The sequence below is a fragment of the Rhodoblastus sphagnicola genome (genome assembly GCF_002937075.1).
GTDB classification, from domain to species: domain Bacteria; phylum Pseudomonadota; class Alphaproteobacteria; order Rhizobiales; family Beijerinckiaceae; genus Rhodoblastus; species Rhodoblastus sphagnicola.
Window position 1 is genome coordinate 12,640 of sequence record NZ_NHSJ01000063.1, and the last position, 15,106, is coordinate 27,745.

Sequence of the window (15,106 nt, forward strand, 5' to 3'; positions counted from 1 at the left end):
GAAGCATGTGTCAGTTTGTTATCGCGATGAAGGAAATTGCGGCGATAAATCTTCGTTACGCCCTTGCGGAAGTCTCCACCCACGGCGACAAGGACGCCATTCGCCGGGCGCTCGACCACGTTCGGGAGGCCGAATCCTTCCTGCAAATCGCGCTCATGGACATGGGCGAGTACAGCACGGAGCCGACCATCGCCATGGCGGCCGAATAATCACGCCATAATGTGCAGCCCGGCGTCCACGTAAATCGTGTCGCCGGTCATGCCCGACGCCGCGCCGCCGACGAGAAAGGCGGCGACACGGCCGATTTCGGCTATATCGACCAGGCGCTTGCCGGGTCCGCGGCTTTCCGCCATGTCCACGAGTTCGTTGAAATCGGCGATGCCGCCGGCGGCGCGGGTGCGGATCGGTCCGGGCGACAAAGCGTAGACGCGGATGTGCTTCGCCGCGAGTTCGGCCGCAAGATAGCGCGTGGTGGATTCCAGCGCCGCCTTGACCGGCCCCATCATATTGTAATGGTTCACGACTTTTTCCGCGCCGTAATAGCTCATGGTCAGCAGCGCGCCGCCCTCCGTCATCAGCGGCTCGGCCAGGCGCGCCATTTCGATGAAGGAATGCACGGACACGCGCATGGCCTGTTCAAAACCCTCGCGCGAGGAATCGACCAGCCGCCCATGCAGGTCGCCGCTGGGGGCGAAGGCGATGGAATGCAGCACGAAATCGAGCCGACCCCATTCCTTTGCAATCGCCTCGAACACCGTCTCCAACGCGCCCGGTTGCTCCACGTCGAGCGGCAGCAGCAGCTTGGACTCGATCTGCGCGGCGAGCGGCGCCACGAAGGGCTTTGCCTTCTCGTTGAGATAGGTCAGCGCCAGTTCGGCCCCGAAACCGCGAAATTTCGCGGCGCAGCCATAGGCGATGGAGTGTTCGTTGGACACGCCGACCACCAGCCCGCGCTTGCCCTTGAGCATGTCGCCGATGCGGTCCTCGGGGTCCCAAACCTTTTGCAGCGGGTCGATCTTGCGCTGGTGTTCGTCCATGGAAGCCTCCTGCATGATGACGAAGTGTTCGGTCCCATGGCCGATTTCATGCCGCGTTCTTGCTCGCGGCGTCACTTCTATTAGGCAAGCAATGTGACGCGCGCTTGAAGTGTGCGCCAGAGCCCCGATTTGCTGGAATCAAATCGGGGCTCTGGTTTATTGTTTTGTCGCATTTTCTTCACGCGAACCGGTGTCCACTTCGCTTGAAAATACTCTGGGATTGGAAGCGCGGCGGCGGTTCGTCGCTCAGAGATTTTCCCAACGCTCGATGATCCAGCTCTCCTTGGCGGCGCCGTCGCGCCAGGCGGCGAAAGCGGGATGGGCCAGCAGGGCGTCGCAGGTCGCCCGCGCCTTTTCCGCGAGCGGCAGGCGATAGGTGGCGATGCGGCTGGCGATCGGCGTGAAATACGCGTCGGCGGCGCCATAGGCCCCGAACAGGAAAGGCCCTTCGGCTTGAGAAAAAATCGCCTCGATGCGGGCGAGATTTTCACGCGCGGACTCATCGATGTCGAGCGGCGTCGTTCGCGGCGCGCGGCGGAAATTGGTCGGGCAGGCCTGCCGCAGGCCCTGAAAACCGGAATGCATTTCCGCGCAAAGCGAGCGGGCGCGCGCCCGCTGTTCCGCATCTCGCGGCCAGATGTTTTTTTCCGGAAAATGCTCGTGCAAGAACTCGACGATGGCGAGCGAATCCCAGACCGCGAAACCGTCGGCGTCGCGCGACCGCCCGGACGGGCGCACGGACAGCGCCGGAACCTTGCCGGTCGGCGCCACGACAAGCATTTTCGCGCGCGAGTCCTCCAGATAGAGGGGAACGACGTTTTCGGCGAAGGGAATGTCGAGCGCCTTCATCAGCAGCCAGGGCCGCGCCGACCAGGAGGAATAGGCTTTGTTGCCGATGAACAGGGTGAGATCCATGCGCTCCACTCTCATTTTGAGCAACTCGCGCCAATTCTACCCGGCTTTCTTGTCGGTTGTCCCCCCCTCCACGGTCGCGCCCGATTTTTTCCAGGCGGAAAAGCCGCCATCGATATGGGCGACCGGGTCCAGCCCCATGCGTTGCGCCTGAAAAGTCGAAAGCGCCGAGCGCCAGCCGGCGGCGCAGAAGAACACAAATGTCTTATCCTGCTGGAACTGAGGTTTGGCGTAGGGGCTGGCCGGATCGATCCAGAATTCCAGCATGCCGCGAGGGCAATGGAAGGCGCCGGGGATGCGTCCCTCGCGCTCAAGCTCACGCGTTTCGCGCAGATCGACGAACAGCACGTCCTCGCGCTCGAACAGCGCGCGCGCCTCCGCGATGGTCAGCGTGCGGATCGCCGCCAGCGCCTCGTCGAGCATGTCCTGATAGCCAAAGGTGATATTCGACGGCATTGCGTTCCTCCGCCGGAGATTGGAGCGCAGCCGCGCGTCCGGGTCAACCGTGCGAAGGTCTCGGTCGCGCCGCTCCGGTTCGCGCGACATCGCGCCGGATATTGCGCCCATGCCCGCTTGACCGCCGCGCCGCGCGTGGTCCAATGGCGCCATGAGCGACACCCTGTCCGAAACGATTCTCGAACTCTGCCACGCCGTCGGTCCGGCCAAGAGCATTTGCCCGACCGACGCCGCCAAAGCCTTCGCCGAAAAGCGCGGCGAGGACGAACTCGGCTGGCGCAACCACCTCTCGCTGGTGCGGCGCCAGGCGGTGGCGCTGGCGCTGGAGGGCCGACTCGTCATCTATCGCAAGGGCAAGCCGGTCGATCCCGAGGATTTTCGCGGCGTCTACCGGCTGGGCGTCCCGCGCGCGGATTGACGGGCATGTTCTTCATAGCGTCGAAGATCTTCTGGTATCTCGCCTCGCCGCTGCATCTCAGCCTGTTCGCCGTCGCCTTCGGCCTTTTTCGCCTGATCCGGGGCCGGCGCGGCGCCGGTTTCATCGGCGCGGGATTGGCCTTGCTCGCCGCCATGACCCTCCTCCCGCTCGGCGCGGCGCTGCTGCGCCCGTTGGAGGACCGTTTCCCGAGGCCGCCCGCCGACATGCTTGCGCCCGACGGCATTATCGTGCTCGGCGGCGCCGTGGACGAGCGAATCTCGCTGGCGCGTGGGCAAGTCCAGCTCAACGAGGCCGCCGAGCGCATGACCGCCGGCGTCGCGCTCGCCCGCGCCTTCCCCAAGGCGAAGCTGGTGTTTTCCGGCGGCTCCGGCGCGCTGCTCGCGCCGGGCGCGCCGGAGTCCGATGTGGCGCGAAAGTTTTGGCGGGAGTTGGGGATTCCCGACAGCCAGATGATGTTTGAGGACCGCTCCCGCAACACATTCGAGAACGCGCTGTTCACGCGAGACCTGATCCATCCCGGCGCCGGGGAGCGTTGGCTGCTGGTGACCTCGGCCTGGCACATGCCGCGCGCCATGGGCGTGTTTCGCGCGCTGGGCATGAATCCGGTCGCCTATCCCGTCGATTTCCGCACTTTTGGGACAGACGAGGACTGGCGCCCGCCCGGCGACGGTTCGCTCGCCGCGCGCAACACCGAAACGGCGCTGCGCGAATGGGTCGGCCTGATCGCCTATGACCTCACCGGCAAGACCGACGCGCTGCTCCCCGCGCCGTGACACAGGCCCGGCGGGGAACACGGATCGCTATTCCGAGGGGAAGACGCGCGGCCGCGCCGCCTCCCGCAACACCGCATCGGGATTGTCATAATGGGTGGCGAGCTGCGAGCAGCAGCGGCAGGCCTCGAAATCCTTTTGCCGAAACCATCGGCACTCCCCGCGAATGGCGCAGGGAAAGCGCCCGTCGCCGACCCGGTCGAGCGCCGGCACGATCCGCCGCACCAGCAGGCAATTGGCGCCGTCGAAATGCGAACAGGCTTTTTCCGGGCATCGGGCGGCGATTCGCAGCACCTGGGTCGGCGGCGTGTCGCCGGTCAAGGCGATCAGGTCCGGCGTGACCGGCGTCGTCTTCTCCAGGAAGTCGACGCTCGGACCCCATTGGCCCTGGGAGACGACGCCGAACACGACGGCGTCTTCCATGTCAGGCTGGGCGCTGGGGCAGAGGAGACGTGTTTCCGCGCTTTGGGACATTGGGGCTCCCACTTGGAGCAAGTTTCGAGCGAAGTGGATGCCGGGTCGCGTCAAGAAAATGCGCCAAAATAACAATCCGGAACCCCGGTCCGAATAATCGGAGCGGAACGGACTCCAGTCCCTTGTTTTGGCGCATGGTCTTTTTCGAAAAGTCTGCGCTTCCCGGAACGATGCCGGAGCGCCTAATGCACCAGTCGCACGACGATATCGCTCGTGGGCATGACGAATTTGCGTCCCGATTCTGCGGTCGTCGCGCCAGCGGAGCCGGCCGCTTCATGCGCGAAAATTGTGGCGTCGCGGTCGTCGATTTCAGGCGCGACGAAGCCGACGGTGATCGGTCCTGGCTTGAGCTTGACGCTGGCGACGGCTTTCTCGACCGCGGACGTGAGTTCGGCGATGCCGATGATCTTGGCCATTGTTTCCTCCCCACCCCATTGAAATATGGTTGTTTTTTTTATGTTTGTTTTTGGGCGCCTCCGTTCGGGAAGCGTCTTGGTAAACAATAGCATCCATGATCAATATCGCAAGGGTTGCATTGACGCTTGCGTGTCACATTTATGTTGGACGAACGGTCAGCGGGAAGCTAAGCGGCTGTTCCGCCGCCAATTTCACCAGTTCTCGGACCACGAGGAAAGGCGTTGCGGTCAACGCGGAGAAAGCGGCGCGCGCATCGGCGTCGCGGGGGCCGAATTTCACCGAAGCGTGGCGGTTGACAGCGCAAGCGCGAACATCGCTTACGCGGTCGGCGCGATCACTTCGTGGAAGCGAAACTGTTGGTTTTCAGCCAGTTGCGCCAGTCCACGGTATCGCCATAGAAGGCGTTGCGGTCGACGCGGGTGGGAATGCCGCGCACCCAGGCGTCGGACTGGTACTGCCAGAAATGCCAGGCGCGGTTGCCGTATCTCACCTTGGGGTGATGCTTGGTCGAGCGAATCCACATCGGATAGTCCGAAAGCTCGCCGTCGGAGAAGATGGCCTCGTGGAAATCGACCGTGGTGTAGATGATCGGCTTCTTGCCGTAGAAGCGCTCCATCTCCGCCAGCATGGCGCGGATCTCTTGCAGCGTCTGCTGCTTTTCCAGCCGGCGCGGGCAGGTGGACGAGGTTGGCGTCGCCTCGACGTCGAGCACCGGGGGCAGGGCGTCGGCCTCGCGCGGCACATTGCGTTCGAACCAGGCCATTTCCTCCTGCCAGGGGCGACACCAATAAACGAAATGGTAAGCCCCATGCGGCAGGCCGGCGGCTTTCGCGCCGTTCCAGTTCTGGAAGAATTTGGGGTCGAGCCGGTCGCCGCCTTCGGTGGCCTTGATATAGGCGAAATTCACGCCGCCCTCGGCCACCGCCATCCAGTCGACATTGCCCTGGTATTTCGAAACATCGACGCCGTGGACCGGGAAATCCTGCGCCAGCCGGGTCGCTTCGGTTTCCTTGAAATAGCCGGGCCGCTGTCCCGACAGCTTGCCGGTGGACTCCGACATCAACAACGGGCTGGGGCCGCCACAGCCGGCGAGCGCCAGCGCCACGCCGACCGCCCCAAAAAGGGCCAAGGCCTTCGGGGCCAAGGCTTTCGGGGCAAAATGTTTCGACAGATTGTTCATGCGGGCACAATATCCCAGAAGGAGCAAAAAGTCGTTAAGGCGCATTAACCGCAACGCTTCCGAGTTGAAACCAGTTTTTCATCCTTGTCCAGCGCGAGGCTTGATTTTCCGCGCCAATTGCGGCATTCGCCCCCTGCATGCCCCCGCGTCACGCGTTGTCAGGACCGTACGGGATTTTATCTATGACGGTCAAGAAGCGGTTAATTTGCGGCCTTGCGCTGGCTTTCGCCCTGTCGCCGGCCGTTTCGCGCGCCCAGTCGCGCCTGCCCACCTGCGGCCCGGACGTTCTGGGCGTGTCGCGCGAGCTGGCGGTCGGGGGCGCGCCGCAAATCGGCCTGAAAACCTATCCGCGAACCCTGGCGCTGGAAGACCATGAAGTGGTGTTGACCTTCGACGACGGCCCCGCGCCGACGACGCGCAAGGTTCTGGACGCGCTGGCGGCGCAATGCGCCAAGGCCACCTTTTTTCTGATCGGCCGCAATGCGGAAGCCATGCCCGAACTGGTGCGGCGCGAAATCGCGGAGGGCCACACGGTTGGCAGCCATTCCTGGTCGCATCCGTCGAAGAGCCTGCGCGCGCAAAACCTCGCCGCCGCGATCGAGGAGATCGAGCATGGCGATCGCGCCGTGCAGGCGGCCTCCGGCGGCAAGGCTTCGCACTTCCTGCGTTTTCCGGGTTTCGGCGATTCGCCGGCGCTGCTGGAGGCGGTGGCCAAGCGCGACATGCCGGTGTTCGCAACCGATCTCTGGGCCTCGGACTGGAACCCGATGACCCCCGAGCGCGAGCTGAATCTGGTGATGGCGCGGCTGCGCAAGGCGGGCAGGGGAATCGTCCTGCTGCACGACATCCACAAGCAGACGGCGGACATGATTCCGGCGCTGCTGCGCACGCTCCACGCCGAAGGGTTTCGGCTGGTCCATTTCGTCCCCGGCGCCAAAGCCCCGGAAACGCGCGCCGCGCCGGCCGGCTGGAGTTCGGAGACGGAAGCGTTTTACAGCAAGAAGCTCGGGGACGGCGCGCAGCCCGCGCGTCCGGCGCCGTCGACCAATTGAAGCGTTCGGACCGGCAACGGCAGGAAACGCATGAAGCCATATCCGGGTTTCATGAATGGCCGCCTTATACGGTTTCCGAACGATCCGTTCGGAAACCGTATTCCGCTCGCGCGGAAATCCGCCTTGCGGCTGTAGGATTTTCGCGCGATCCGTTTCCGCGAATCGCGAAGCGATCCAGCGGAAACCATATTACCAGTCCGCCGCGAGGCGCGGCAGCGTTTCGGCCAGGAATTCGATCCAGGCGCGCGTCTTGGCCGCCGGCCGGCGGTCGGGATGGAGGATCGCATGGACGGCGCCGACCGGCAGCGGCGGCTGGTCGAGCGTCAGCTCGACCAGCGCGCCCTCGGCCAGGGCCTGCGCCGCGATATAGCGCGGGCCATAGACCAGGCCCTGGCCGGCGACGGCCGCGCGCAAAAGGGCCTCGCCGTTGTTGGCGCGCAGCGAGCCGCGCACGGGCGCCTTGATCTCGCCGTCGCGGCCAAAGCTCCATGTGGACGTCCCCGCCTGCTCCGTGAACGTGTAGCCGAGGCAGTCGTGGGCGATGAGGTCGGACAGGATTTTCGGGGTTCCGCGACGCGCCAGATAGGCCGGCGCCGCGCAGACCACCGTGCGCATCGGCGCGAGTTTTCGCGCGACCAGACTGCTGTCGGCGAGGCGGCCGATCCGGATCGCCATGTCCCAACGTTCTTCGAGCAGATCGACGTAGCGATCGTTGAAGCCGAACTCGATGGTCACATCGGGATGGCGCGCGTGGAAGCGCGCCGCGAGCGGCGCGATATGGAGCACGCCGAACGTCGCCGGCGCGCTCACGCGCAGCAGCCCCTCGATGGCGACCGAGCGCGACGAGGCCTCCGCCTCCGCCTCGTCTATGTCCATCAGGATGCGCTCGGCCTTGTCCAGAAAATCGGCGCCCGCCTCGGTCAGCGACAGCCGCCGCGTGGTGCGGCGGACCAGAGTCGTCCCGAGCCGCGTTTCCAGCGCGTCCAGATGTCTTGCCGCCATGGCCGGAGACATACGCATCTCGCGCGCGGCGGCGGACAGGCCGCCAAGCCGCACGGCGCGCACAAAAACCTCCATCGCGGTGAGACGGTCGGCCATTTCGTACTCTGGGTAAAAGGTGAAGCTATCAATCTGCGTATTATCATTCAAGAGGAGGAAATTAATATTGGACCCAGCCAATCAACCGAGAGGGACGATGACGTTTCCGACCTATTACATCCCTCACGGCGGCGGCCCATGTTTCTTCATGAACGACTCGCGCGGCGTGTGGACAGGCATGGCCGATTTCCTGCGCGGCCTGCCCTCGGCGCTTCCGGCGCGGCCAAAAGCCATTGTCATGGTCTCCGGCCATTGGGAAACCGATGGATTCACCTTTTCCGGCGCGGACAGGCCGGAGCTGATCTATGACTATTCCGGCTTTCCCGCCCACACCTATCAATTGCGTTACGACGTCCCCGGCGCGCCCGGTCTCGCCGCGCGGGCGGCGGAGTTTTTGCGCGCGGACGGGCTTGCGGCCGGCGTCGATCCGGGGCGCGGCCTGGATCACGGCGTTTTCATTCCGCTGAAAGTCGCCTTTCCCGAGGCCGATGTTCCCGTCGTCGAAATGTCGCTCGACCGCGCCCTCGACCCGGCGCTGCATCTGCGCGCGGGGCGGGCGCTGTCGCGCCTGCGCGACGAAGGCGTTCTCATCCTGGGGTCGGGCATGAGTTTTCACAACATGCGGGCCTATGGCGACCCGCGCGCCACCGCCCCGTCGCGCGATTTCGACCTTTGGTTGACCGAGACGGCGGCGCTCGATGGCGAGGCCCGCGCGCAAAAACTGGAACGGTGGAGCGAGGCCCCTTCGGGCCGGTTCGCGCATCCGCGCGAAGAGCATCTTCTGCCGTTGATGGTCGCGGCGGGCGCGTCTGAAAACCCCGGCGCGCGCGTCTATGCCGAAGAGGTTTTGGCCACCGCTTTGTCCGCATACCGCTTCACCTGATCGAGGAAGGACTTTTCATGAGCATTGCTGTCACCGGCGCGACCGGACATCTCGGACGCCTCGTCATCGCCGGCCTCAAGGCCAAGGCGCCGGCCGCGAAAATCGTCGCGCTCGCGCGTTCGCCGGAAAAAGCCGGAGATCTCGGCGTCGAGGCGCGCGCTTTCGATTACGCCGGCGCGGATCTCGCGCCGGCGCTCGCGGGCGTGGAGACGCTGCTGCTGATCTCGTCGAGCGAAATCGGCCAGCGCGTCGCCCAGCACAAGAATGTCATCGCGGCGGCCGGGGCGGCCGGGGTGCGGCGGCTGGTCTATACCAGCCTGCTCCACGCCGACACCTCGCCGATCAGCCTCGCGCAGGAGCATCGCGCCACCGAGGCCGACATTGCTGCTTCCGGCCTTCCCTTCGTGATCCTGCGCAACGGCTGGTACACGGAAAATTACACAGCGGCGGTCCCCGCCGCCCTCGCCAATGGCGCGCTCGTGGGCAGCGCCGGCGAGGGCCGTTTGTCGCTGGCGACGCGGGCGGATTATGCGGAGGCGGCGGCGGTGGTCTCTCTGGGCGCGGGGCAGCCGGGACAGATTTACGAACTCGCTGGCGACAAGGCGGTGACGCTGGCCGATCTCGCCGCCGAGATCGGGCGCCAGAGCGGCCGCGACATTCCCTACAAGAATTTGCCGCAGGAGGCCTATGCCGCGCTCCTCAAGCAGGCCGGGCTGCCGCCTGTCATCGCGGATCTGCTCGCCGCCTGGGATATAGACGCCTCGCACGGCGCCCTGTTCGACGACGGACGCCAGCTCTCGGCGCTGATCGGCCGTCCGACCATATCGCTCGCCGTCGCTGTGCGCGCCGCGCTCCCCTGATTTTGGGCGGGGCGGCCCGCCTTGTCCGGCGATCGCTTCATTTGCGCGACCGTTTCGGCTTCGGCTTCGGCTGCGCCGGCGCCGGGCGGGGGCGCCGGGCGTCGACCAGCCGCGGCCCGCGCCAATATCCATGACGCCCCCATCGAGGCCTTGACGAAAGACAAGGCCGGGTTGCTGAATCGCGCGCGCGGCCAGGGTCGCTGCGGCGCGATTGTCGCGACAAAAAGGATCTTTCCCGACCCTTGCCGGTGTAACAATCTGAAGCCGTGGCGCGAACAAGGATTGAATGTCGGACTGGACAGCGCGGGATCGGGACTGGAGCGCGGACATGCGCGCCGCTTTGGCGGGCGACAGCTTGGCGTACAAGCGCCTGCTGAGCGCGCTCGCGCCTTTTCTGCGCGGCGTCTGCGCAAAATTTTGCGCGCGAATCGGCGCGCCCGCGAGCGAGGTTGAGGACGCCGTGCAGGAAACCCTGCTCGCGCTTCATCTCAAGCGCCACACCTGGGATCCGGCGCAGCCGCTCACCCCGTGGATCGCGGCGATCGCGCGCAACAAGACGATCGACGCGGCGCGCCGGCGCGGGCGTCGCGTCGAGACCGACATCGCCGATTTCGAGGATGTGCTCGCGGCGCCCGATGGCGCCGACGCCTTCGAGCGCGAGTTGGACCGGCGCGACGCGCTGCGCCTGCTCGACCAGTTGAGCGCGCGGCAGCGCGAGGCGATCGAGGCGGTGTCCATTCGCGGCCAAAGCCTGCGCGACGCGGCGCAGGCCCTCGGCGTCAGCGAGGGGGCGCTCCGCGTCTCCGTGCATCGCGGCCTGAAATCCCTGGCCGATCTCTACAGGTTGAAGAGCCAATGAAGACCGACGACCTCATCGCCGCGCTGAGCGCGGACAACGCAACCAGAGGCGCGCCGCTGTCGCGGGCCTTCGCCGTCGCTCTCGGCCTGGGCATGGCTGCGTCCGTGGTGTTCTTCTTCGCGACGCTAGGCGTGCGCGACACGTTTTTCGCCTCGCTCGGACAGCCGCGCTTCCTGTTCAAATTCGTCTTCAGCCTGACCATGGCGGCGAGCGGGTTGTTCCTGGCGTGGCGGCTGTCGCGGCCGGGCGCCGTCGCCGGTCCGGCCGCGAAAACTCTGTTGCTCGCGCCGGCGCTGGTCGCGCTCGCCAGCCTGGCCGAAATGGCCACGACGCCCGCGACGCTGTGGCCGGCGCGGATGATCGGCCATAACGCCCTGCATTGCCTGATTCTGATTCCGCTGATGGCGCTGGCGCCGCTTCTGGGCCTGTTCGCGGCGCTGCGGCACGGCGCGCCGAGCGACGGCCGCCGCGCCGGGGCTGCGGCGGCGCTGGCCGCCTCGGGCCTGTCCGCCACGCTTTACGCCATGAATTGCCCCGACGATTCGCCGTTCTTCCTGGCCGTCTGGTACATGATCGCGGCTGCGCTCGTCGTCGCGCTGGGCTGGCTCGCGGGCGGACGCTGGCTGCGCTGGTGAGATGCAATCGCGGGCGCCATTTCGTCGCCGCGGCGCCGCCTCATTGGCGGAATTTTCTAATCGCCCCCGCACAGGCGATAGCCGACGCCCGCTTCGGTCTGGATCAGGCGCGGGGCGTCCGAAGCGGACTCGATCTTGGCGCGAAGCTGGCCGACGAAAACACGCAGATATTGCGTGTCCTCAGTGTGCGCCGGTCCCCAGACCCGCGTCAGGATTTCCCGATGGGTGACGACCTTGCCGGCGTGGCGCACCAGTATCGCGAGCAGGTCGAATTCCTTGGGCGTCAGTTTGACGGCCACGCCGTCGCGGCTGACCAGACGGCTGGCGAGATCGACGCTGAGGCCGCCCGCCTCGAAACGGGCGTTCGCCTTCTCGTCCCTGGCGGCGTGGCGCAGGGCGGCGCGCAGCCGCGCCATGAGTTCGCCGATGGCGAAGGGTTTTTCCACGTAATCGTCGGCGCCGAGGTCCAGCGCGGCGATCTTCTCCGCCTCGCGGTCGCGCGCCGACAGCACGATGACCGGAACCCGCGAGAACGCGCGCGCCTGTCGCAACACCTCCTTGCCGTCCATGTCCGGCAGGCCCAGGTCGAGCACGATGATGTCGGGCGCGGCGGTGGCGATCAGATGCAGCGCCTGCCGCCCGTTGTCCGCCGTGATCACGTCATAGCCGCTGGCGGCCAGCGCCGGTTTCAGGAACCGCTGGATCGGGGCCTCGTCGTCGATCACCAGCACGCGCGCGTTCATCATGTCGCCGCCACTTTCATCCGCGCCGCCGGGAAGCGCAGCAGGATGCGCGTGCCGCGTCGGCGCGCCGCCGGGCTTTGCGCCTCGATCGCGCCATCCATGGCTTGCACCAGTCCCTTGCAGATCGACAGGCCGAGGCCGGTCCCGGCCTTGCGCCCGTCGGCGCGCCCGCCGCGATAGAATTTCTCGAAAATGCGGGCGAGATCGGCCGGCTTGACGCCGGGTCCGTCGTCGGTGACGCTGATCACCACGGTATCGCCCTCCTGGCGGGCATGAATGACGGCGCCGGCCTCGCCGCCGTATTTATGCGCGTTGTCGAGCAGGTTGAACAGCACCTGCTCCAGCATTTGCGCGTCGCCCTGAATGAAAGGCAGGTCGCGCGCCACGCTGGTCTCGATCCTGAAGCCCGGAAAGGTTTTTCGGCTGCGCTCGGCCGCCGCGCGTATGCTCTCGGACGGCTCGATATAGTCGCGGCGCAATTTCATCGCGCCGGATTCGATGCGCGACATGTCCAGCAGATTGGCGACGAAGCGCGACAGCCGCGCGGCCTCCTCCTCGATCGACGCCAGCAGGTCTTCGCGGTCCGCGTCCTTCATCCGCCCGCCAAACTGCCTGAGCGTGGTCACCGCGCCGGTGATGGAGGACAGGGGCGTGCGCAGATCGTGCGACAGCGAGGACAACAGCGTGGTCCGCAGTTTCTCGTTGTCCTCCAGGGCGGCGGCGCGCACGGCCTCGCCGATCAGCAGCGAGCGGTCGATCGCCAGCGCCATCTGTTCGAGCAGCGCCGTGAGTTCGCGCTCCTGCTCGGGCGCGAGCGGCGCGTCCGGCGTCTTGGGGACGAAGCCGCACACCCCGACCGCGCCGCGCGGGCTCAACAGCGGACGGAACTGCATGGCGAGATTGGGCAGGGTGTTGGTGCGCCAGCCGGCCAGCTCCTGCTTGTCGAGCGACCATTGCGCGGCGCTGATGTCGCCGGCCGAGAGTTCGCGGTCGGGCGGCCAGGCGGTTTTCAGCCTGACCTCGCCGTCCTCCGGCAGAAGCAGCGCGACCGCGTCGCCCTGAACCTTGTGGAGATGGGTCACGGACGCCCACAGCACATCGTCGAGCCGCGCCGCGGCGCCCAGCTTGCGGGAGAAATCGTAAAGCGATTCGACGTTCTGGGCGCGCTGGCGCGCCGCCGCCGCCTGATCGTGGACCCGGCCCGCCAGCGATCCCGTCAGCACGGCGACAATGAGGAACACCAGCAGCGACAGCACTTCCTGCGGTTCGGCGATGGTGAGGGTGTAGATCGGCGGAATGAAGAAAAAATTGTAAGCCAGGAAGGACAGGAAGGAGGCCGCGACCGCCGACCACAGGCCGAAGCTCGCGGCGCAGCCGAGCACCGCCAGCAGAAAAATCATCGACAGATTGGGCAGGTTGAGCGCGAGCGCGAGCGCTTCGCCGACGCCGACCGCCACGGCCACGCCGATCACCGCCGCCGCGAGGCCGGGCCAGAGTCTTTTCGGCCGCGCCGCCAGTCTGAAGGCGCGCGTCGGCTCCTGCTGTTCGGGCGTGTTGACGATGTGCAGGGCGATGTCCGGCGCCCGCGCCGCCAGCGCGCTGACAAAGCCCGATCCGGTCAGGCGCCGCCAAAGCCCGGTGCGCGCGCGCCCGACCACGATCTGGGTGACGTTTTCGCGGCGGGCGAGCCGCAGCAACTCGCCGACAATGTCCGACGCGATCAGCCGCCGCGTCTCGGCGCCGAGACGCTCGGCCAGATGCAGCGCCGCGTCGAGTCGTTTCAGCCTGACGGGATCGGTCTCCTCATGGCCCGGCCGTTCGGCGTGGACGACGATCCAGGAGGCGTTGAGCCGCGTGGCGAGACGCCCGGCGGCGCGCGTCATCATCTCCGCGCCCTCGTCCGCGCCGATGCAGACCAGCAGATGGTCCGACGTATCCCACGGCCCCTCGATGGCGTTCTGGCGCAGATAATCGACCATCTGGTCGTCGACGCGATCGGCGGTGCGCCGCAGGGCCAGTTCGCGCAGCGCCGTGAGATTGCCGGGCGTGAAAAATTTCTGCGTCGCGCGCCGCGCCGTTTCCGGCAGGTAGATCTTGCCTTCGTTGAGCCGCTGGATCAGTTCCGCCGGCGGGATGTCCACCAGCACCACGTCCCACGCCTTTTGCAGCACGCTGTCGGGCACGGTTTCGCGCACGTTCACGCCGGTGACGCGGCTGACCACATCGGCGAGGCTTTCGAGATGCTGGATGTTGAGCGCGGTCCAGACGTCGATGCCGGCGTCGAGCAGGTCCTCGACATCCTGCCAGCGCTTGGGGTGACGGCTGTCCGGCGCATTGGTGTGGGCGAGCTCGTCCACCACGATCAGCTTCGGCTTGCGGGCGAGCGCCGCGTCGAGATCGAATTCCTCGATTGTTCGCCCGCGATACGCCACCTCGCGGCGGGGCAGCATGTCGAGGCCTTCGACCAGCGCCGCCGTCTCGGCGCGGCCGTGGGTCTCGATCAGGCCGATCAGCACGTCCTGTCCCTCGGCCTTGAGGCTGCGGGCGTTGGCGAGCATGGCGAAAGTCTTGCCGACGCCGGGCGCGGCGCCGAGAAAGATTTTCAGGCGGCCACGCCGCCCCTCATCCGTCAGCGCCAGCAGCGCGTCGGGATCGGGGCGGCGGTCTCGAGTCGTGTCGCTCATGCCTTATTCTAGCGCATCCAGCGCAATATTCAGCGCGAGAACATTTACGCGGGGCTCGCCGATCAGGCCGAGCCAGCGGCCATGCGTCCGCGCGGCGACCAGGGCGCGCAGTTTCGCCTCGTCCAGGCCGCGCGCCTCGGCGACGAGCGGAACCTGCGCCAGGGCGTTCTGGGGCGAGATTTCGGGATCGAGGCCGGAAGCCGAGGTCGTGAACGCATCGGCGGGCAGCGGCGCCTTCCAGCCGGCCGCGAGCTTGGCCTCCGCCGCCGCCTTGACCCGATCAACCAGAGCCTTGGAGGTCGGGCCGAGATTGGAGCCGGAGGAGTTCGCGGCATTGTAGGGCGCGTCGATGGTCTTGCTGGAATCGGCGGGGTCGGGCGTGTTGGTCGCCGAGGGACGCGGCTGGAAATAGACTTCGGAAGCGAAGTTCTGGCCGATCAGCGCGGAGCCGATCACCGTTCCGTCGTGAACCATCAGGCTGCCGCCGGCCTGACTGGGAAACGCCACCGAAGCGACTCCGGCGATGGCAAAGGGATAGGCGAGTCCGGTCAGCGCCGTGAACAGCAACAGCAGGACCAGGGCAGGGCGGAAATGCTGGATCATGATA

General features: G+C 66.5%; 18 protein-coding genes. 8 read left to right on the forward strand and 10 right to left on the reverse strand.

The features are described 5' to 3' along the window. The first annotated feature begins 5 nt into the window (after window positions 1-5). Window positions 6-209: a hypothetical protein gene (locus CCR94_RS09945; protein ID WP_104507715.1), complete on the forward strand. Its 204-nt coding sequence runs from the start codon at window positions 6-8 to the stop codon at window positions 207-209. Here CCR94_RS09945 and fabI read toward each other — a convergent pair whose 3' ends face one another. From fabI to CCR94_RS09960, 3 genes are all read right to left on the reverse strand, one after another. Beyond that, complete coding sequence (fabI, locus tag CCR94_RS09950) at window positions 210-1,037, reverse strand: enoyl-ACP reductase FabI (protein WP_184421275.1); 828 nt, start codon at window positions 1,035-1,037, stop codon at window positions 210-212. A 246-nt stretch (window positions 1,038-1,283) separates the two neighbouring features. Then, on the reverse strand, window positions 1,284-1,952 hold the full coding sequence (locus CCR94_RS09955; protein WP_104507716.1) for a glutathione S-transferase family protein: 669 nt from the start codon (window positions 1,950-1,952) through the stop codon (window positions 1,284-1,286). Between the two features lie 36 nt (window positions 1,953-1,988). Continuing rightward, window positions 1,989-2,405 (reverse strand): rhodanese-like domain-containing protein, encoded by a 417-nt coding sequence (locus CCR94_RS09960; RefSeq protein WP_104507746.1) that lies wholly within the window; start codon window positions 2,403-2,405, stop codon window positions 1,989-1,991. Between the two features lie 151 nt (window positions 2,406-2,556). Here CCR94_RS09960 and CCR94_RS09965 point away from each other — a divergent pair, with 151 nt between their 5' ends. Together CCR94_RS09965 and CCR94_RS09970 are read left to right on the forward strand one after the other, a co-directional pair. After that, window positions 2,557-2,823 carry a DUF3253 domain-containing protein gene (locus tag CCR94_RS09965; protein WP_104507717.1) on the forward strand — a complete coding sequence of 89 codons (267 nt, stop codon included), beginning with the start codon at window positions 2,557-2,559 and terminating at the stop codon, window positions 2,821-2,823. A gap of 5 nt (window positions 2,824-2,828) precedes the next feature. After that, window positions 2,829-3,617, forward strand: coding sequence for a YdcF family protein (locus tag CCR94_RS09970; RefSeq protein ID WP_104507718.1), 789 nt, complete (start codon window positions 2,829-2,831; stop codon window positions 3,615-3,617). A gap of 27 nt (window positions 3,618-3,644) precedes the next feature. Here the strand turns inward: CCR94_RS09970 and CCR94_RS09975 are convergent, their stop codons facing one another. The 3 genes from CCR94_RS09975 to CCR94_RS09985 form a co-directional block, all read right to left on the reverse strand. Further along, on the reverse strand, window positions 3,645-4,088 hold the full coding sequence (locus CCR94_RS09975) for a nitrogen fixation protein (protein WP_146089943.1): 444 nt from the start codon (window positions 4,086-4,088) through the stop codon (window positions 3,645-3,647). A gap of 182 nt (window positions 4,089-4,270) precedes the next feature. Then, a complete protein-coding gene (locus CCR94_RS09980) occupies window positions 4,271-4,504 on the reverse strand; it encodes a hypothetical protein (protein ID WP_104507720.1) in 234 nt (77 codons plus the stop codon). A gap of 335 nt (window positions 4,505-4,839) precedes the next feature. Then, the gene (locus CCR94_RS09985; protein WP_104507747.1) at window positions 4,840-5,685 is read right to left on the reverse strand and encodes a glycoside hydrolase family 25 protein; all 846 of its coding nucleotides are present in this window, start codon (window positions 5,683-5,685) and stop codon (window positions 4,840-4,842) included. Between the two features lie 182 nt (window positions 5,686-5,867). On the opposite strand from CCR94_RS09985, the gene CCR94_RS09990 reads away from it, so the two are divergent. After that, window positions 5,868-6,737 (forward strand): polysaccharide deacetylase family protein, encoded by an 870-nt coding sequence (locus CCR94_RS09990; RefSeq protein ID WP_104507721.1) that lies wholly within the window; start codon window positions 5,868-5,870, stop codon window positions 6,735-6,737. 189 nt (window positions 6,738-6,926) lie between these two features. Here CCR94_RS09990 and CCR94_RS09995 read toward each other — a convergent pair whose 3' ends face one another. Further along, window positions 6,927-7,835, reverse strand: a complete 909-nt coding sequence (locus CCR94_RS09995) for a LysR family transcriptional regulator (RefSeq protein ID WP_104507722.1) — start codon at window positions 7,833-7,835, stop codon at window positions 6,927-6,929. A gap of 97 nt (window positions 7,836-7,932) precedes the next feature. Here CCR94_RS09995 and CCR94_RS10000 point away from each other — a divergent pair, with 97 nt between their 5' ends. The 4 genes from CCR94_RS10000 (at window position 7,933) to CCR94_RS10015 (ending at window position 11,072) form a co-directional block, all read left to right on the forward strand. After that, window positions 7,933-8,718 carry a DODA-type extradiol aromatic ring-opening family dioxygenase gene (locus tag CCR94_RS10000; RefSeq protein WP_104507723.1) on the forward strand — a complete coding sequence of 262 codons (786 nt, stop codon included), beginning with the start codon at window positions 7,933-7,935 and terminating at the stop codon, window positions 8,716-8,718. 17 nt (window positions 8,719-8,735) lie between these two features. Continuing rightward, complete coding sequence (locus CCR94_RS10005) at window positions 8,736-9,578, forward strand: SDR family oxidoreductase (RefSeq protein WP_104507724.1); 843 nt, start codon at window positions 8,736-8,738, stop codon at window positions 9,576-9,578. Window positions 9,579-9,864: 286 nt separating this feature from the next. Next, the gene (locus CCR94_RS10010; RefSeq protein ID WP_104507725.1) at window positions 9,865-10,437 is read left to right on the forward strand and encodes a sigma-70 family RNA polymerase sigma factor; all 573 of its coding nucleotides are present in this window, start codon (window positions 9,865-9,867) and stop codon (window positions 10,435-10,437) included. Then, entirely contained in the window at window positions 10,434-11,072 is a 639-nt protein-coding gene (locus CCR94_RS10015) for an NrsF family protein (protein WP_104507726.1), read from the forward strand. The genes CCR94_RS10010 and CCR94_RS10015 overlap by 4 nt, the downstream gene beginning before the upstream one ends. A gap of 56 nt (window positions 11,073-11,128) precedes the next feature. Here CCR94_RS10015 and CCR94_RS10020 read toward each other — a convergent pair whose 3' ends face one another. From CCR94_RS10020 to kdpC, 3 genes are read right to left on the reverse strand one after another with little or no spacing between them, the layout of a single operon-like run. Continuing rightward, window positions 11,129-11,818: a response regulator gene (locus tag CCR94_RS10020; RefSeq protein WP_104507727.1), complete on the reverse strand. Its 690-nt coding sequence runs from the start codon at window positions 11,816-11,818 to the stop codon at window positions 11,129-11,131. Then, window positions 11,815-14,499, reverse strand: a complete 2,685-nt coding sequence (locus tag CCR94_RS10025; protein ID WP_104507728.1) for a sensor histidine kinase — start codon at window positions 14,497-14,499, stop codon at window positions 11,815-11,817. The genes CCR94_RS10020 and CCR94_RS10025 overlap by 4 nt, the downstream gene beginning before the upstream one ends. Before the next feature lie 3 nt (window positions 14,500-14,502). Further along, window positions 14,503-15,102, reverse strand: a complete 600-nt coding sequence (gene kdpC / locus CCR94_RS10030) for a potassium-transporting ATPase subunit KdpC (RefSeq protein WP_104507729.1) — start codon at window positions 15,100-15,102, stop codon at window positions 14,503-14,505. Window positions 15,103-15,106: the final 4 nt, after the last annotated feature.